The organism is Streptomyces sp. 3214.6 (assembly GCF_900129855.1).
Classification (GTDB): Bacteria; Actinomycetota; Actinomycetes; order Streptomycetales; family Streptomycetaceae; genus Streptomyces; species Streptomyces soliscabiei.
Map to the genome: position 1 here is coordinate 8,733,616 of NZ_LT670819.1, position 16,631 is coordinate 8,750,246.

The 16,631-nt window shown below is 71.9% G+C and carries 18 protein-coding genes; 7 read left to right on the forward strand and 11 right to left on the reverse strand.

Going from position 1 to position 16,631, the window contains the following annotated elements; all coding sequences use genetic code 11:
* The first annotated feature begins 42 nt into the window (after window positions 1–42).
* Window positions 43–1,047 (forward strand): TerC family protein, encoded by a 1,005-nt coding sequence (locus B5557_RS39365; RefSeq protein ID WP_079663975.1) that lies wholly within the window; start codon window positions 43–45, stop codon window positions 1,045–1,047.
* Here B5557_RS39365 and B5557_RS39370 read toward each other — a convergent pair.
* Complete coding sequence (locus B5557_RS39370) at window positions 1,037–1,984, reverse strand: FkbM family methyltransferase (RefSeq protein WP_079663976.1); 948 nt, start codon at window positions 1,982–1,984, stop codon at window positions 1,037–1,039. The genes B5557_RS39365 and B5557_RS39370 overlap by 11 nt on opposite strands.
* A 189-nt stretch (window positions 1,985–2,173) precedes the next feature.
* Window positions 2,174–2,737 carry an NADPH-dependent FMN reductase gene (locus tag B5557_RS39375; protein WP_079663977.1) on the reverse strand — a complete coding sequence of 188 codons (564 nt, stop codon included), beginning with the start codon at window positions 2,735–2,737 and terminating at the stop codon, window positions 2,174–2,176.
* Between the two features lie 118 nt (window positions 2,738–2,855).
* On the opposite strand from B5557_RS39375, the gene B5557_RS39380 reads away from it, so the two are divergent.
* The 3 genes from B5557_RS39380 to B5557_RS39390 all read left to right on the forward strand — a co-directional run bounded on the left by B5557_RS39380 (window position 2,856) and on the right by B5557_RS39390 (window position 6,282).
* Complete coding sequence (locus tag B5557_RS39380; protein WP_079663978.1) at window positions 2,856–3,512, forward strand: TetR/AcrR family transcriptional regulator; 657 nt, start codon at window positions 2,856–2,858, stop codon at window positions 3,510–3,512.
* Window positions 3,513–3,606: 94 nt separating this feature from the next.
* A complete protein-coding gene (locus B5557_RS39385) occupies window positions 3,607–4,656 on the forward strand; it encodes a LacI family DNA-binding transcriptional regulator (protein ID WP_079663979.1) in 1,050 nt (349 codons plus the stop codon).
* 189 nt (window positions 4,657–4,845) lie between these two features.
* On the forward strand, window positions 4,846–6,282 hold the full coding sequence (locus B5557_RS39390) for an aldehyde dehydrogenase family protein (RefSeq protein ID WP_079663980.1): 1,437 nt from the start codon (window positions 4,846–4,848) through the stop codon (window positions 6,280–6,282).
* Between the two features lie 72 nt (window positions 6,283–6,354).
* Here the strand turns inward: B5557_RS39390 and trxA are convergent, their stop codons facing one another.
* Entirely contained in the window at window positions 6,355–6,735 is a 381-nt protein-coding gene (gene trxA, locus B5557_RS39395; protein WP_079663981.1) for a thioredoxin, read from the reverse strand.
* 118 nt (window positions 6,736–6,853) lie between these two features.
* Between trxA and B5557_RS39400 the strand changes: the two genes are divergently transcribed.
* Window positions 6,854–8,275 carry a dihydrolipoyl dehydrogenase family protein gene (locus B5557_RS39400; RefSeq protein ID WP_079665239.1) on the forward strand — a complete coding sequence of 474 codons (1,422 nt, stop codon included), beginning with the start codon at window positions 6,854–6,856 and terminating at the stop codon, window positions 8,273–8,275.
* Between the two features lies 1 nt (window position 8,276).
* Here B5557_RS39400 and B5557_RS39405 read toward each other — a convergent pair whose 3' ends face one another.
* A complete protein-coding gene (locus B5557_RS39405; protein WP_079663982.1) occupies window positions 8,277–8,921 on the reverse strand; it encodes a peptide deformylase in 645 nt (214 codons plus the stop codon).
* A gap of 162 nt (window positions 8,922–9,083) precedes the next feature.
* Between B5557_RS39405 and B5557_RS39410 the strand changes: the two genes are divergently transcribed.
* The gene (locus B5557_RS39410; RefSeq protein ID WP_079663983.1) at window positions 9,084–10,484 is read left to right on the forward strand and encodes a PepSY-associated TM helix domain-containing protein; all 1,401 of its coding nucleotides are present in this window, start codon (window positions 9,084–9,086) and stop codon (window positions 10,482–10,484) included.
* Between the two features lie 19 nt (window positions 10,485–10,503).
* On the opposite strand, the gene B5557_RS39415 is transcribed toward B5557_RS39410, so the two are convergent.
* The 5 genes from B5557_RS39415 to paaK form a co-directional block, all read right to left on the reverse strand.
* On the reverse strand, window positions 10,504–10,839 hold the full coding sequence (locus B5557_RS39415; RefSeq protein WP_079663984.1) for a hypothetical protein: 336 nt from the start codon (window positions 10,837–10,839) through the stop codon (window positions 10,504–10,506).
* Between the two features lie 117 nt (window positions 10,840–10,956).
* Window positions 10,957–11,322: a tetratricopeptide repeat protein gene (locus tag B5557_RS39420; protein WP_079665240.1), complete on the reverse strand. Its 366-nt coding sequence runs from the start codon at window positions 11,320–11,322 to the stop codon at window positions 10,957–10,959.
* A gap of 77 nt (window positions 11,323–11,399) precedes the next feature.
* The gene (locus B5557_RS39425; RefSeq protein WP_079663985.1) at window positions 11,400–11,843 is read right to left on the reverse strand and encodes a MarR family transcriptional regulator; all 444 of its coding nucleotides are present in this window, start codon (window positions 11,841–11,843) and stop codon (window positions 11,400–11,402) included.
* Window positions 11,843–12,328 carry a MarR family winged helix-turn-helix transcriptional regulator gene (locus tag B5557_RS39430; protein WP_079663986.1) on the reverse strand — a complete coding sequence of 162 codons (486 nt, stop codon included), beginning with the start codon at window positions 12,326–12,328 and terminating at the stop codon, window positions 11,843–11,845. The genes B5557_RS39425 and B5557_RS39430 overlap by 1 nt, the downstream gene beginning before the upstream one ends.
* Window positions 12,329–12,411: 83 nt before the next feature.
* Window positions 12,412–13,782, reverse strand: a complete 1,371-nt coding sequence (gene paaK / locus B5557_RS39435; protein WP_079663987.1) for a phenylacetate--CoA ligase PaaK — start codon at window positions 13,780–13,782, stop codon at window positions 12,412–12,414.
* Between the two features lie 277 nt (window positions 13,783–14,059).
* Here paaK and B5557_RS39440 point away from each other — a divergent pair, with 277 nt between their 5' ends.
* Window positions 14,060–15,703 (forward strand): NAD-dependent malic enzyme, encoded by a 1,644-nt coding sequence (locus B5557_RS39440; RefSeq protein ID WP_079663988.1) that lies wholly within the window; start codon window positions 14,060–14,062, stop codon window positions 15,701–15,703.
* A gap of 160 nt (window positions 15,704–15,863) precedes the next feature.
* Here B5557_RS39440 and B5557_RS39445 read toward each other — a convergent pair whose 3' ends face one another.
* Window positions 15,864–16,091: a DUF6480 family protein gene (locus B5557_RS39445; RefSeq protein ID WP_079663989.1), complete on the reverse strand. Its 228-nt coding sequence runs from the start codon at window positions 16,089–16,091 to the stop codon at window positions 15,864–15,866.
* Between the two features lie 39 nt (window positions 16,092–16,130).
* Window positions 16,131–16,553, reverse strand: coding sequence for a CBS domain-containing protein (locus B5557_RS39450; RefSeq protein ID WP_079665241.1), 423 nt, complete (start codon window positions 16,551–16,553; stop codon window positions 16,131–16,133).
* Between the last annotated feature and the right edge of the window lie 78 nt (window positions 16,554–16,631).

Genomic DNA, 16,631 nt, shown 5'->3' on the forward strand with positions numbered 1-16,631 from the left:
CAACGATTTTCAGCCCCCACACAGGCACCAGGAGTACCACCCGTGAACATCTCGCTCTCCGTCTGGCTGCTGACCGTCGCCGCCTTGTGCGCGCTCGTCGCCGTCGACTTCGTCATCGGCCGCAAACCGCACGACGTCTCGGTCAGGGAGGCCGGCATCTGGACGGTCGTCTGGGTCGTCCTGGCCTGTCTGTTCGGTTTCGGCGTGTTCCTCTTCGGGGGCGGGAGGCCTACGGGGGAGTTCTTCGCCGGGTACATCACGGAGAAGTCGCTGAGCGTGGACAACCTCTTCGTGTTCGTCCTGATCATGGGCAAGTTCGCGGTTCCCTCGCAGTACCAGCAGCGGGTGCTGATGGTGGGCGTGCTCGTGGCCCTGGTGCTGCGCGCGGTGTTCATCGCCGCCGGCGCGGCGATCATCTCGACGTTCTCCTGGGTGTTCTACCTCTTCGGCGCCTTCCTGATCTGGACGGCCTGGAAGCTGATCCAGGACGCCAAGAAGGGTGGGCACGAGGACGAGTACGAGGAGAACAAGCTGCTGAAGTCGGTGGAGAAGCGTTTCGGCGTGGCCGACCGCTACCACGGCACGAAGCTGTGGGTCGAGCAGAACGGCAAGCGGGTCATGACCCCGATGCTGGTAGTGATGCTGGCGATCGGCTCCACCGACGTGCTGTTCGCCCTCGACTCGATCCCCGCCATCTACGGGCTGACCGACGACCCGTACATCGTGTTCACCGCCAACGCGTTCGCGCTGATGGGCCTTCGGCAGCTGTACTTCCTCATCGGCGGCCTGCTGAAGAAGCTGGTCCACCTCAGCTACGGCCTGTCGATCATCCTCGGCTTCATCGGCGTCAAGCTGCTGCTGCACGCGCTGCACGAGTCCGGGGTGCATGTGCCGGAGATCGGCATCCCGTTCTCCCTGGGCTTCATCGTGCTGGTCCTCGCGGTCACGACCCTCACCAGCCTGCGGGCCGCCAAGCGCCAGGAGGCGGCAGGAGAGGCCGCGGCGGAGCCCGAGACCGGGGCGCTGCGGGACGGCTCTACGGCGTAGGCGCCGCGTCCGCGCGCATCAGCACGCAGTCGAACTCGATCACCCGGCCGGTGGTCGCCTCGCGGGTCACGGGGTACATGCCGGTGATGCCGAACCCGGCGGCCTCGTACACCGCGACGGCCTCGCCCATGCCGGGGCTGCCGTCGTACAGCTTCAGCACGGCGACCTCGGACTGCATCCCCGCGAACTCCGCGATCCGCTCCCCGGCTCCGGCGAACACCTCCAGGTCATAGCCCTGGGTGTCCATCTTCAGGTAGGGACGCGGTTCGGCGAGGCCCTCCAGCGCCTCGTCCATGACCTCCGCCAGCCGGCGGATGCGGATCTCCTCGGTGTCGGCCTTCGCGAACCGGCTGTAGCGGCCCTTGCCGTAGTCGCTCGCCGACAGCAGGGAGTTCATCGTCTGCCAGCCGACGTGGATCTGCGCCCTCGTCTCCTCGCGGCCCAGCCCGCACTGGTACACGTGCCAGTCGGGGTCGTGCGCGGCGGCCTTCTCCAGCCGGGCGAAGGTCTCGGACGTCGGCTCGAAGGACACGATCCGGCCGGTGTAGCCGAGCCCGCGCAGCCGCTTGGCGTACTGGCCGGTGTTGGCGCCGACGTCGAAGACGCAGTTCACGCCGTAGAGCTCCAGCATCGCGGCGACGTGCTGGGTGCAGAGGTATTCGGCGGCTGCCAGCTGCAGTCTGCGCTCGTCGAGCCGCTCCGGGGCGTCCATGAGGAGCAGGGTGGCGGTGTCGCCCAGCCGCACGGCGGCGCCCCGGGCGACCCCGGCCCGCGCGCTGTCTCCCGTCCGCCGGAGCACCCAGGTGTCCTTGTCCGCACGGGTCGCCTCGTACGGGCCGCCGCCCCGCGAGACCACCGCCGTCCCCGGCCCGAGATCGGTCACCCGGACGCCGGCACGGGGCATCAGGTCGAGCAGTCGTCGATAAAGGGTGCGCATCTCCCCACCCCTATCAGACATGACCGGAAAACGTCTGCAGGTTGACCGAGATTCGCGGCCGACGGCGGTGAGGCGACCGGCGGCTGCCGGTGTGGTGCCGGGCCGGTCGAGGGCCGCGCAACGCGAACGGGGCCCGGAAAACCGCTCCGGACCCCGTTCGTGCCTGCGTGCCGCGTGGCGTCAGCGCACTCAGGCGGCCGCAACCTCGCCCGCGTGCCCGTGCAGCCGGGCCACGACCTCGGTCAGCTGGGCGGCGACCTCGGCGTCGTCGACCGGGTGGGTCTCGGCGAAGCGGGTCAGGGAGCCCGGGATGGAGAGCTTCAGGTCCTCGATGACCTTGCCGCCGGCGATGCCCACGGCCTTGCGGGCCTCGTCCTGCGCCCATACGCCGCCGAACTGGCCGAACGCGGTGCCGACCACGGCGACGGGCTTGCCGCCGAAGGCGCCGGCGCCGTAGGGGCGGGACAGCCAGTCGATGGCGTTCTTCAGGACGGCCGGGATGGTGCCGTTGTATTCGGGGGAGAAGAGCAGGAAGGCGTCGGCGGCCTGGGCGGCCTCACGCAGCTTGACGGCGGTGGCCGGGATGCTGCCTTCGACGTCGAGGTCCTCGTTGTAGAAGGGGATCTCGGCCAGGCCCTCGAAGAGGTCGACCTCGGCGCCCTCGGGAGCGACCTTGACGGCCGCCTCGGCGAGCTGGCGGTTGGTCGACCCGGCGCGGAGGCTGCCGACGAGCGCGAGGATGCGGACAGACATGGATACTCCCAGAGGCTGAAACATTGCTGTTACGAATCCGGACCGAGGTCCGTTTAATGTTCTAGCACCCTAACCGGACCGCGGTCCAGTTTCATTCCCGGTGCTTTACGCTGAGTTCATGTCCGCCCTGCTGCCGCCCTGTCCGGATCCCGAGGAGACCACTGGCGAGCCCGAGCTGCTGCAACTCGGTTCGCCGGACGACGAGCCGTGCCTGCGCGCCGACGCGGCCCGCAACCGGGCAAGGCTACTGTGCGCCGCCGCCCGGCTGATCGCCGAGCACGGGGCCGCCGGAGTCACGATGGAAGCGGTGGCGGCGGCCGCGAACGTGGGCAAGGGCACCGTCTTCCGCCGCTTCGGCGACCGCACCGGACTGCTCACCGCGCTGCTGGACCACTCCGAGAAGATGTTCCAGGCCGCGTTCCTGAGCGGCCCCGCGCCGCTGGGGCCGGGCGCGCCGCCCGTGGAGCGGCTGAGGGCCTTCGGCGTCGCCCTGCTGCGGCGCGCCGTCGACGAGCTGGACCTGCAGCTCGCCGCCGAGCCCAGCCCGGAGCGCCGCTACTCCGTGCCCGTGCGCCGCGTCCACCACAGTCACCTGATGATGCTGCTGCGGCAGGCGGTGCCCGACGCGGACGCCGAACTGCTCGCCCACACGCTGATGGGGTACCTCAATCCCGTTCTCGTCCACCACCTGACCCGGCAGTGCGGGCTGCCGCCGGCGCGGCTCGAGGCCGGCTGGAGCGACCTGGTCGACCGGGTGACGTCGATCCCGGCGTGAGCGGAAGAGGAAACCACCGGTCGACTCCGGTCGACGGCGGCCCCTCGGATTTCGACGTCCCCCGCCCGGAACCCCGCCCGCAGCTTCTGCCAAGATGCCGTACGTCATGGTGCAGATACCGAACACGCCCGCGCCGACGAAGTCGCCGGCGCCCCGCCCCGTGCCCACCAGCGCCGACGTGGCCCGTCTGGCCGGCGTCTCGCGCGCGACCGTTTCCTACGTCCTGAACAACACCAGCGCCGTACGCATCAGCGAGCCCACCCGCCGCCGTGTCCAAGAAGCCGCCAAGGAACTCGGGTACGTGCCGCACGCGGCGGCCCGCAGCCTGCGCGCCGGACACAGCAGGATGGTCCTGATGCCCACCCTGCCCGTCCCGGCCGGCCACCTCTACAGCCAGTTCGTGCACGACTTCCAGGGGGCGCTCAGCCGCCTCGACTACACCGTCGTCCAGTACGGCGCCACCGGTCTGCACGGCGACGCCGCCGCCCGCGCCTGGGCCGAACTGCGGCCTGTCGCCGTGCTGGTGCCCACCCCCGGCATCGGCCCGGAGGGGGTCGCCGTCCTCAAGCGGTCCGGCGCCCGGGCCGTGGTGACCCTCAGCCCCGTGGCGGTCGAGGGCGCCCGTTCGGTCCGCCTCGACCACGCCGACGTCGGCCACAGCGCCGCCACGCACCTGTATGCCCGCGGCCGCCGCCGGATCGGTGTGGTCGTCCCCGAGGAGCACGGCATGGAGGTGTTCTCCACGCCCCGACTCGCCGGCGCCCGCGCGGCCCTGCACGGCACCGACGCCACCGTCACCGAGCTGCCCCTCGTCTACACGGAGGAGTCCGCGGCCGCCCTCGCCGCCCGGTGGCGGGGTCTCGGCCTGGACGCCGTGTTCGCCTACAACGACGAGTACGCCATGCTGCTGATGCGCGCCCTGCAGGACGAGGGCTTACGCGTACCGAAGGACGTGGCCGTGATCGGCGCCGACGACCTCGTGCTCGGCCGGCTGCTGCGGCCCAGGCTCAGCACCGTCCGCATCGAGCTGCCCTCGGGCCGCGACCTCGCCTGGCTGCTCGACGAGGCGGTCCGCGATCCCACGGCCGCCCCCGTGTCCCACGAACAGTGCGGAGCCACGGTCGTACACCGCGACTCCAGTTGACCCACGATTCCTCGGCTGTGTCCTCAGGCCCCCGGCAGGACACATGACTAGGATGTTGCACGCTCAACCAGATGGGATGCGCGGTTCACCGCATCCCGCACGCCGCCGCCCAACTGGCGGCGACCGCACGGGACTTCCGCTTCCCGTGCGAGCCGTCAGTCCCGTGGGTCCACTGATCGGAGAGCCGTCATGCCGTTGCTCGACCCCCAGACCTGGCAGTCCCGCCCCCTCTCGGGCCCCCAGCACACCGTGACCGAGCCCGCCACCGGCGACGAGCTGGGCACGGTCGTCCTGGCGAGCGGCGCGGACGTCGGCCCGGCCGCCGAGGCCGCCCGCGCCGCGCAGGCCGAGTGGGCGCGCCTTCCCCACTTCGTGCGCGCCGGAGTGCTGCGCAAGGCCGGCGACCTGTTCGCCGCGCACGCCGACGAACTGCGCGACTGGATCGTCCGCGAGTCCGGCTCCATCCCCGGCAAGGCCGACTTCGAGCTGCACGTCGCCGCCCAGGAGTGCTACGAGGCCGCCGCCCTCGCCTCCCGCCCGGCCGGCCAGGTCCTGCCCAGCGAGGCGCCCCGGCTGTCGTACACCCGGCGGGTCCCGGTCGGCGTGGTGGGCGTGATCTCCCCCTTCAACGCCCCGCTGATCCTGTCGATCCGCTCCGTCGCCCCCGCCCTCGCGCTCGGCAACGGGGTCGTCCTCAAGCCGGACCCGCGCACCGCGGTGTGCGGCGGCCTGTCGCTGGCCGCGGTCTTCGCGGAGGCGGGCCTGCCCGAGGGCCTGCTGCACGTCCTCCCGGGCGGCGCCGAGACCGGTGCGGCCCTGGTCGCCGACCCGCACGTCCCGGTGATCTCCTTCACCGGCTCCACCGCGGCCGGCCGCGCCGTCGGCGAGGCCGCCGGACGCCACCTCAAGCGTGCCCACCTCGAACTCGGCGGCAACTCCGCCATGATCGTGCTCGCGGACGCCGACCTCGATGCGGTGATCTCCACGGCCGCCTGGGGCTCCTTCTTCCACCAGGGCCAGGTCTGCATGACCACCGGCCGCCACCTGGTGCACGCCTCCCTCTACGAGGAGTACGTCGAGCGGCTCGCGGCGAAGGCCGACGCCCTCGCCGTCGGTGACCCGCACCGCGCTCAGGTGCACCTCGGACCGCTCATCGACGGCGGCCAACTCGCCAAGGTGCACGGCCTGGTGGAGGCCAGCACGGCGGCCGGCGCGAAGCTCGCCGCGGGCGGCACGCACGAGAACCTCTTCTACCGGCCGACGGTCCTCGCGGGCGTCGACGACACCACCCCCGCCTACGCGGAGGAGGTCTTCGGCCCGGTGGCCCCGGTGCGCCCCTTCCACACGGCGGACGAGGCGGCGGCCCTGGCCGCGCACAGCTCCTACGGCCTCGCCCTCGGCATCGTCACCCGGGACGCCGCCCGCGGCCTCGACCTCGCCGAACGCATCCCCACCGGCATCGTGCACATCAACGACCAGACGGTGAACGACGAGGCCGTGGCGCCCTTCGGCGGGGTCGCCGCCTCCGGCACCGGCGCCCGCTTCGGCGGCGAGGCCAACCTGGAGGCCTTCACCGACGTGCGCTGGACGACGGTGCGCGGGGACGTGGCGCCGTACCCGTTCTAGGAGCCGGACCTGCTCCAGGGCCGGACCCGCTCCAGGGCCGGACCCGCCCCTGGGCCGGACCGGCCCTGGAGGTCACTGGCTCTCGGCGGCGTCCTGCTGCGCCTCGACCGCCTTGCGGACCTCGTCCATGTCCAGCTTGCGCGCCTGTCCGATCACGTCCGTCAGGGCGGCCTCGGGCAGCGCGCCAGGCTGGGCGAACACGGCGACCCGGTCCCGGACGATCATCAGCGTGGGGATCGACTGGATGCCGAAGGCCGCGGCCAGCTCCGGCTGCGCCTCGGTGTCCACCTTGCCGAACACCAGGTCGGGGTTGTCCTGCGCCGCCTGCTCGTACACCGGCGCGAACTGACGGCACGGCCCGCACCACGACGCCCAGAAGTCGATCAGGACGAAGTCGTTGTCCGTGACCGTCTGGTCGAAGTTCTCCTTGGTGAGCTCCACGGTGCTGCTCATGACCTGAATCCTCTTCCCTGTGGGGGGCGAAACCGTCCGCACAACACGGCGACCCGGAAACCTATTCCGCGCCCCTACCCGTGTGGTCACCGGCCACACCACCCACCAGACTGAGCCCATGACGGAAACGGAAGCCAACGTGTACGACGTCGTGGTGCTCGGGGCCGGGCCCGTGGGGGAGAACGTCGCCGACCGCACCCGCGCGGCCGGTCTCACCACCGCGATCGTGGAGAGCGAACTCGTCGGCGGCGAATGCTCCTACTGGGCCTGTATGCCCAGCAAGGCCCTGCTGCGCCCGGTCATCGCCCGCGCCGACGCCCGCCGCGTGCCGGGCCTGCGCCAGGCGGTCCAGGGCCCCCTCGACGCGGCCGCGGTCCTCGCCCACCGCAACTACTACACCTCCGACTGGACGGACGACGGCGCCGCCCAGTGGATCGACGGCATCGGCGCCGACCTCTACCGCGGCCACGGCCGCCTCACCGGCCCGCGCACGGTGACCGTGGGGGACAAGGTGCTCACCGCGCGGCACGCCGTCGCCGTCGCCACCGGCACCCGTGCCGTCCTGCCCGACCTGCCCGGACTCGCGGAGGTCAAGCCGTGGACCAGTCGGGAGGCGACCAGCGCGCAGGCCGTGCCCGGCCGGCTCGTCGTGGTCGGCGGCGGAGTCGTCGCCACCGAGATGGCCACCCTCTATCAGGCCCTCGGCGCACAGGTCACCGTGCTCGTGCGCGGCAAGGGCCTGCTGAACCGCATGGAGCCGTTCGCCGGCGAACTCGTCGCCGAGGCGCTCACCGAGGCAGGCGCCGATGTGCGCACCGGAGCGTCGGTCGAGTCGGTGACCCGCACGGCGGACGGCGCCGTCGTGGTCGTCACCGGCACCGGCGACCGGATCGAGGCCGACGAGATCCTCTTCGCCACCGGCCGCGCCCCGCACACCGACGACCTCGGCCTGGAGACCGTGGGCCTGGAACCCGGCTCCTGGCTCACGGTCGACGACAGCCTGCTCGTCACCGGCACCGACTGGCTCTACGCCGTCGGCGACGTCAACCACCGCGCCCTCCTCACCCACCAGGGCAAGTACCAGGCGCGCGTCGCGGGAGCCGCCATCGTCGCCCGTGCGGCCGGCGCCCCTGTCCAGGCGGCCGAACCGTGGAGCGCCCATGCCGCCACGGCCGACCACGAGTGCGTGCCCCAGGTCGTCTTCACCGACCCCGAGGCCGCCGCGGTGGGCCTCTCCCTCGCGGAGGCCGAACAGGCCGGGTACCGGGTGCGGGCCGTCGACGTCGACATGACCTCGGTGGCGGGCGCGGGCCTGTACGCCGACGGCTACAAGGGCCGCGCCCGCATGGTCGTCGACCTGGAGGAGGAGATCCTGCGCGGCGTCACCTTCGTCGGGCCGGGCGTCGGCGAGCTGATCCACTCCGCGACGGTCGCGGTCGTCGGCCAGGTCCCGATCGCCCGCCTGTGGCACGCCGTCCCGTCCTACCCCACGATCAGCGAGGTGTGGCTGCGGCTGCTGGAGGCCTTCCGGGACAACTGACCTACGGCAGCTCGAAGCCCAACGCCTGCGCCGCCGCTGCCGGAGTCGGCTGCGCCCACCGCTCCAGCACCGCCTGATTGGCGCAGAGCGACCGCAGTTCGGCCCGGTCGAGGTAGAGCAGGCCGTCGAGGTGGTCCGTCTCGTGCTGGACGATACGGGCGGGCCAGCCGCCGAACACCTCGTCCAGCGGCCGGCCGTGCTCGTCCTGGCCGGTCAGCCGGACCTCGGCATGCCGGGCCACCACCGCCTGGTAGCCCGGCACGCTCAGACAGCCCTCGAAGAAGGCGGCGGGGGCGGAACCGACCGGCTCGTAGGCCGGGTTGACCAGGACCCGGAACGGCTGGGGCACCCGTCCGCGCGCCGCCCGCACCTCCTGCGGCACCGGCGCCGGGTCCTCGATGACCGCGATCCGCAAGCCCACACCGACCTGCGGGGCGGCCAGCCCGACACCCGGCGCCGCATGCATGGTGACCCGCAGGGCCTCGACGAACCGGGCCAGCAACGCGGGGTCGAGCTGGCCGTCGTAGCGCACGGCGCCCGCGCGCAGGACCGGGTCGCCGGCCGTGACGATCGGCAACGGGCCGCCGGGGGCGAGGAGTTCCTCGATCCGGTCGGCAAGGGGCGCGCGGGGACTGGGAGATGCCATCGAGCCAGGATGCCACGGACAGCCATCATGTGACGCAGGTCACTCGAAGTGGCGGGAACTCGGGGGTGTTCTCCTGCGACTACTGGTGCGCCCCGGCTGAAGAACGTCCCCCAGCCCTCGGCTCCCCGTCCCCGCTCCCCCTGACCCCGGAGAAGCCCGCCGATGTCCACCGCTCCCTCGACGACCACGGACGAGGCCCCACAACCGGCAGCCCCCGCGCCGAAGTCCCGCGGCCCGTGGGCCCCGTTGCGCCCGCTGGTCCTGCGCCTGCACTTCTACGCCGGCCTGTTCGTGGCGCCCTTCCTGCTGGTCGCCGCCACCACCGGGTTCCTGTACGCCGGCGCGTTCCAGGCCGAGAAGCTCCTGTACTCCCACGAGATGACCGTGCCCGTCGGCGACGCCAAGCTGCCCATCTCCGAGCAGGTGGACGCCGCCCGCAAGGCCCACCCCGAGGGCACGGTCTCGGCCGTCCGTCCCTCCCCGCAGGACGACGCCACCACCCGGGTGCTGCTGTCCGGCGTCAAGGGAGTCGACTCGGGCCACACCCTCGCCGTGTTCGTCGACCCGTACACCGCCAAGGTGCGCGGCTCGCTGGAGCAGTACGGCTCGACCGGCGCGTTGCCGCTGCGCACCTGGATCGACGAGTTCCACCGCGATCTGCATCTCGGCGAGAACGGCCGCCTCTACAGCGAACTCGCCGCGAGCTGGCTGTGGGTGATCGCCGGCGGCGGCCTCGTGCTGTGGTTCACCCGTCGCCGCGCCCTGCGCAAGGTGCGCGGCACGAGCGGTCGGCGCCGCACGCTCGGCCTGCACGGCGCGGTCGGCGCGTGGGCCGCGGCCGGGTTCATCTTCCTGTCCGCGACCGGCCTGACCTGGTCGACATACGCGGGCGCCAACATCGACGAGTTGCGCACCTCCGTGGGCCAGTCCACCCCGTCGGTCTCGGCTGCCGTCGGCGGCGGCGGTGAGCACGCCGGTCACGACGCGGCCTCCGGCAGCGGCGGGGACGCCGAGCACGGCGTCGGCCTCGACAAGGTCCTCGACGCCGCGCGCGCCGAGGGGCTGGGCGACCCGGTCGAGATCGTCCCGCCCGCGGACGCCTCCTCCGCGTACGTGGTCAAGCAGGTGCAGCGCAGCTGGCCCGAGAAGCAGGACTCGGTCGCGATCGATCCGGCCACCGGCAAGGTCGTCGACGTGCTGCGCTTCGACGACTACCCGCTGCTCGCCAAGCTGACCCGCTGGGGCATCGACCTGCACACCGGCGTTCTGTTCGGCCTGGTCAACCAGATCGCGCTGATGCTCCTCGCGCTCTGTCTGATCCTGCTGATCGTGTGGGGCTACCGCATGTGGTGGCAGCGCGGCCGCGGCTCCGCCTTCGGCCGGCCGATCCCGCGCGGCGCCTGGGCGCAGGTCCCCCCGTACGTCCTCGTCCCGCTGATGGCGGCGGTCGCCGTGGTCGGCTACTTCGTCCCGCTGCTCGGCATCCCGCTCGCCGGGTTCATGGTCGTGGACGTCGTCCTCGGGGAGATCGCGCACCGAAGGGGGCGCCGGACGGCCGTCTGAGCCCGTCCGGCCCGGCGCGTCAACGGCCCGGCGGCCTCTCGCCACCGGTCCCGCCCGCGCCGGGCCGCCCGCGCAGGCGGGCGCCGAAGTAGCGGTACCAGCGGTGGGCCATGAAGCCGGCGACCACCGGCATGCCGTAGATGACGGGGTAACGGGAGCTGGGCGTCCAGTCCGTCTCGAACCACAACAGATCGGCGGCCATCGTCAGACACAGCAGCACGAACACCGGACCGTAGACGTAGAAGTTCCAGTCCTCCCAGAAGGCCCATTCGTTGCGGCGTCGACTGGAGCGTGTGATGCGCCAGTCGATCAGGAGGAAGACCGACAGCAGGCCGGCGAGCACGTAGAAGAGCACCCACGCAGTATGGGGACCAGGGTGTTCGGCGGTCCACAGCGCCGGAGCCGTGATCGCGTGGGGTCACGCGGGTTCACGGCTCCGGCTCCGGCGGCGGTTCTGTGCGGGCGGGGTGCGTCAGGCCTGCGGGAAGTCTCCCGCCAGCGCCGAGGCGAGGCGCAGATGCGGGCCCGCCTCCTCGTGCCGGCCCTGCCGCTCCAGGGTGCGGCCCAGCATCAGCCGCGCGTAGTGCTCGACCGGGTCGCGCTCGACGATCACACGCAACTCGCTCTCGGCACGCAGGAGTTGGGCCGAGTGGTAGTAGGCGCGGGCCAGCAGCAGCCGGGGCCCGGTCTGCTCGGGCACCTCCTCGACCAGCCCGACCAGGACCCGCGCGGCGGCGGCGTACTCCTTCGCGTCGAAGAACAGCTGAGCCCGCTCCCACCGCTCGGCCGGCGTGCCGTGACCGTAGTACGCGGAGTCCTGCGTCGTCTCGTATGTCATGTCCACTCGCGCCTCCTTCGACGCCGACAACCGGGAGCGGTGGTTGAATATTCCACCATCGGCGGGTGGCGGGACGGCTACGAGGTCAGGGCCGCCAGCTCCGCGTCGGCCCGTTCGGTGATGCGCGCGAGGACGCGTCCGGCCGTCGCCAGGTCCTCCGCCGGGATCCCGGCGTAGATCCGGGCCGAGACCTCGCCCGTCTCGGCGCCGATCGCGGCGAACAGCTCGCGCCCGGCGTCCGTGGGGCTGATCAGCGGGCCGTCGGCGGCCAGCAGCCCCTTGGTGAGCAGCGTGCCGACGGTGGCGCGCACGTCCGCCGCGTCCACCTTGAGGTCCGCGGTGACCCGCTCGACGAGTGTGTCGAGGTCCAGCGGACCGTCGGCGACGACGGCCCTCCGGACGACGATCTGCTCCTGGAAAGTGACGCCGTGCCGGGCCAGGACGTGCTCCAGGACGGCGCGGCCCGCGTAGTGCGCCAGGCCTATGGTGCGGCCGTTGGCGGGCTGTGGGGTTGAGGTCATCACTGCTCCTGAGGGGTCTCGTCGGTGAAGTCGAGCGGCGTGTCGAGCAGGAGCGCCAGCTCGCTCTTGAAGGTCTGCGTCCGTGCACTGTCCAGGCCGCCGAGCGGTTGCAGCAGCTGTTCCAGCAGTCTCTGGACCACCTGGACGGCCCGTCGGGTGACGTCCTGGCCCTGTTCGGTGAGCGCCAGTTGGACGGCGCGCGGATCGCGGGGGTCGCGGGTGCGCTCGATCAGCTCCGCGGACTCCAGGGCGCGCGCGAGCTTCGAGACGTAGAGCGGCTCGAGCCCGGTGTGGTCGGCGAGGCGGCGCTGGCTGGGGCGTTCGCCGGCCCGCTGCATACCGTGGAGCGAGGCGACCAGCGAGTACTGCGCATGTGTCAGTCCGAGCGGCGCCACCGCCCGGTCGACGGCCACGCGCCACTTCGTCGACAACCGCCACACCAGGTAACCGGGCGTGGCCCGTTCGGAACCGCTGCTCTCGCTCATGGGCATTACATTACATGGCTACTATGTCCATGGCTACTAAATCCGCACGCCCGCCCGTCGTCGGGGCGTCGCGTACCGAGGGATCACGCCTTGCGCAGGTCCCTGACCCGGCGCAGTTTGCCGAGCGAGCGCTCCAGGGTCTCCGGGTCGACGATCCTCACCTCGACGCTCACGCCGACGCCGTCCTTGATCCCCTGGGCGATCGCCCGGGCGGCGGCGTCGCGCGGCTCCGTGCCCGTGTCCGTGTCCGTGTCCGCGTCCGTGCCGGGGCGGGCTTCGATGAGGACGGTCATGTGGTCCAGCCGTTCGCGCCGGCTCAGCTGGATCTGGAAGTGCGGGGCGACCCCGGGCGTGCGCAGCACGATCTCCTCGATCTGGCTGGGGAAGACGTTCACCCCGCGCAGGATGATCATGTCGTCGCAGCGGCCGGTGATCTTCTCGATACGGCGGAACGCGGGCCGGGCGGTGCCGGGCAGCAGCCGCGTCAGATCACGGGTGCGGTAGCGGATGACCGGCAGCGCCTCCTTGGTGAGGGAGGTGAAGACCAGCTCGCCCTCCTCGCCGTCGGGCAGCACCTCGCCCGTGATCGGGTCGACGACCTCCGGGTAGAAGTGGTCCTCCCAGACGTGCAGTCCGTCCTTGGTCTCCACGCACTCCTGCGCCACACCCGGACCGATCACCTCGGACAGGCCGTATATGTCGACGGCGTGGAGGTCCATGCGCTCCTCGATCTCGCGGCGCATCTCCTCCGTCCACGGCTCGGCGCCGAAGATGCCGACCTTCAGCGAGGTGGAGCGCGGATCGACGCCCTGACGCTCGAACTCGTCGAGGAGCGTGAGCAGATAGGAGGGGGTGACCATGATGATGTCGGGCTGGAAGTCCTGGATGAGCTGCACCTGCCGTGCCGTCATGCCGCCCGACGCGGGGATCACTGTGCACCCGGCCCGCTCGGCCCCGTAGTGGGCGCCGAGGCCGCCGGTGAACAGCCCGTAGCCGTACGAGATGTGCACCTTGTGTCCGGGGCGGCCGCCTGCGGCGCGGATCGAGCGGGCCACCACGTCGGCCCACATCGACAGGTCGTTCTCCGTGTAGCCGACCACGGTGGGGCGGCCGGTGGTCCCGCTGGAGGCGTGGATCCGGCGGATCTCGGACGGGGGGACGGCGAACATGCCGAAGGGGTAGGTGTCCCGCAGATCGGCCTTGGTGGTGAAGGGGAACCGGGACAGGTCCTTCAGCGAGCGGCAGTCGTCGGGCCCGACCCCGGCCTCGTCGAACTTCTTCCGGTACTGCTCGACGTTGTCGTAGGCATGCCTCAAGGTCGCCCGCAGGCGGTCGAGTTGGAGCTCCGTCAGCTGCTCGCGAATCATCCGCTCGCCGTCGTCCAGCAGCTCCTGGGGGAGCGGCTCGCCCCGGCGGGGTCGGGCGACGGCCGGGGCCGTCGGTTCAGTGCTCATCGCGACTCTTCGCCTCCATGCTGCGACCCTGCGACCGCGGCCGTTTCGCCAGAGGGCCGCGCCACCGTCTCCACCCCCCTGGGTACCGACCGAACATTCGGTTAGCGACACGGCCAAGTAATCCAGCCGTACCACTGCATGTCAAGAGGTGGATCGCCTGCCCGCCTCCGGCCTCTCCTCGCCGCCCGTCGCGTGTGTCGGGGTGGGGTGGGTACCTGGGGGCGAGGTGACGAACGAGTCCTGACGGCAAGCGCCGCGGCAGACGTGAGGAGATCCCATGGTCCACAGGCGCGGGGGACCGAGTGGCCGTGCGCTGCTCGCGGACCCGTTGAGCAACAAGGGTGTCGCCTTCACCCAGCAGGAGCGGGAACGGCACGGCCTGGTCGGGATGCTGCCGCCCGGGGTGCTGCCCCTGGAACTCCAGGCGCGACGGGCATGGGAGCAACTGCGGGCCCAGCCGGACGACGTGGCCAAGAACGTGTACCTGGAGCAGCTCCACGACCGCAACGAGGTCCTCTACTTCCGGCTGCTCTGCGACCACCTCCCCGAGCTGCTGCCGATCGTGTACGACCCGACCGTGGGCGAGGCGGTCAAGCGCTACAGCCACGAATACCGCCGACCGCGCGGTGTCTACCTGTCCGTCGACCGCCCGCAGGACGTCCGTCCCGCCTTCCAGGCGCTCGGCCTTGGCCCCGACGACGCCGACCTGGTGGTGGCCACCGACGGGGAGCAGCTCCTCGGCATCGGTGACTGGGGTGTCGGCGGCATGCAGCTCTCGGTCGGCAAGCTGGCGGTCTACACCGCCGCCGCGGGTATCCACCCGGGGCGGGCCGTGGCGGTGATGCTCGACGTCGGCACCGGGAACCAGGCGCTGCTCAACGACCCGCTGTACGTCGGCAACCGGCACAACAGGGTGCCCGGGGAGGCGTACGACGTGTTCGTCGGCGCTTTCGTGGAGGCCGTCGGCGAGCTGTTCCCGCACGCGCTGCTGCACTGGGAGGACTTCGGCCCCGGCAACGGCCGCCGGCTCCTCGAGCGGTACGGCGACCAGCTGTGCACCTTCAACGACGACCTCCAGGGCACCGGCGCCATCACGCTGGCCTGCGTCCTGAACGCGATACGGGTCTCCGGCACGCCCCTGCGGGACCAGCGGATCGTGGTCTTCGGCGCGGGGACGGCCGGTGTGGGCATCGCCGACCAGCTGCGCGACGCCATGGTCCGCGACGGACTGGACCACGAGGAGGCCACCCGCCGCATCTGGTGCGTGGACCGCCAGGGCCTGCTACGGCAGTCCACCGAGGGGCTCCGCGACTATCAGCAGCCGTATGCGCGGCCCGACGACGAGTGGCCCGACGGCAGGCCGGCCGACCTGCCCGGCGTGGTGGACCGGGTGCGGCCCACCGTGCTGGTGGGAACCTCCACCCGGCACGGGGCCTTCACCGAGGACGTGGTGCGTTCCATGGCCCGCCACGTGGACCGGCCGGTCGTCCTGCCGTTGTCCAACCCCACGGAGAAGATCGAGGCCATGCCGCAGGACGTGCTGCGGTGGACCGACGGCAAGGCACTGGTCGCCACCGGCATCCCGGTACCTCCGGTGGACCTGGACGGCACGACCCATGTCATCGGCCAGGCCAACAACGCGCTCGTCTACCCGGGGCTGGGGCTGGGGGCCGTGGTGGCCCGCGCCGAGCGGATCACCGACGGCATGCTCCAGGCCGCGGCGGAAGCCGTCGCCGGCCTCGCCGACCTGTCGCAGCCCGGGGCCGCCCTGCTGCCGGAGGTGCGGAACCTGCGCGCCTCCTCGGCCGTGGTCGCCGCGGCCGTCGCCCGCCGCGCCGCCGAGGAGGACGTCGCGATGGCCCGCCTCGACGACGTCATCCAGCAGATCCAGGACGCCATGTGGCAGCCCGAGTACCGCTGACCGCAAGGGGGCGCTGCCGGCAAGGGGTGGCCATGACCGCAAGCGGGCGGGGGAGCGGCGTAGACCTCCCCAGGCGCTCCGCCGCTTCCCCGCCGACATGGCCCGATTACCCTGGGGCGCCGGTTCCAAGCCCGGCATCTCCGAGCGGGCACCGGAGGCCTCAGGCGATCAGCGTCACCACCATGGCGATCAGTCCGATCGCTATCAGTGCCACCACCACCATGATCAGGACGAGTGGCATCGCTCCCCACCCCTTGCGCAGTTCGGGCGGCTCAGGATGGGAGATGCCGTACGTGCCTCCTTCGGCGGGCGGTGTCTCACCGGGTGACACGCCGCCGCCCGGTACGAGTCCCGGGGTTCGCCTCGGGTCGGGGTCAGGAGTCGTCATGGCGCACGCTCCTCTCGGCGTCGTACGGGTGAGGACGCGTCACTTGTTGGGGCTGGTGGAGCTGATGTCGCCGAGAGCCGACTCGGGGTCGCGCTCGATGGCCAGGTCGCCGATGGAGACGATGCCCACCGCGTGCTGTCCTTCGTCGACGACCGGCAGTCGGCGCACGGAGTGCTCACGCATCACCGCCACTGCCCGGCCGAGGTCGTCGTCGGGCTGCACCGTGACGAGGTCGTCGCTGCACGCGTCCGCCACGGTCGTACGGTTCGGATCGCCGCCCTCGGCCATCGCGCGGATCACCAGGTCACGGTCGCTGACCAGTCCGCGCAATCGCTCGCCCTCGGTGACCAGGACGGCGCCGATGTCCTCGTCCCGCATCATCCGGGCCACGGCCGTGACCGAGGTCTGCGGTTCGACCGTCACCGGGGAACGCGTCATGACGTCGCTGACATGCTGAGTCATGGGAAGGACCATCCCTTCGTCGGGTGGCGGCGCTTCCCACCGCCGCCGGACCTCCCGAGTACCCGGAGGCGGCCGGTC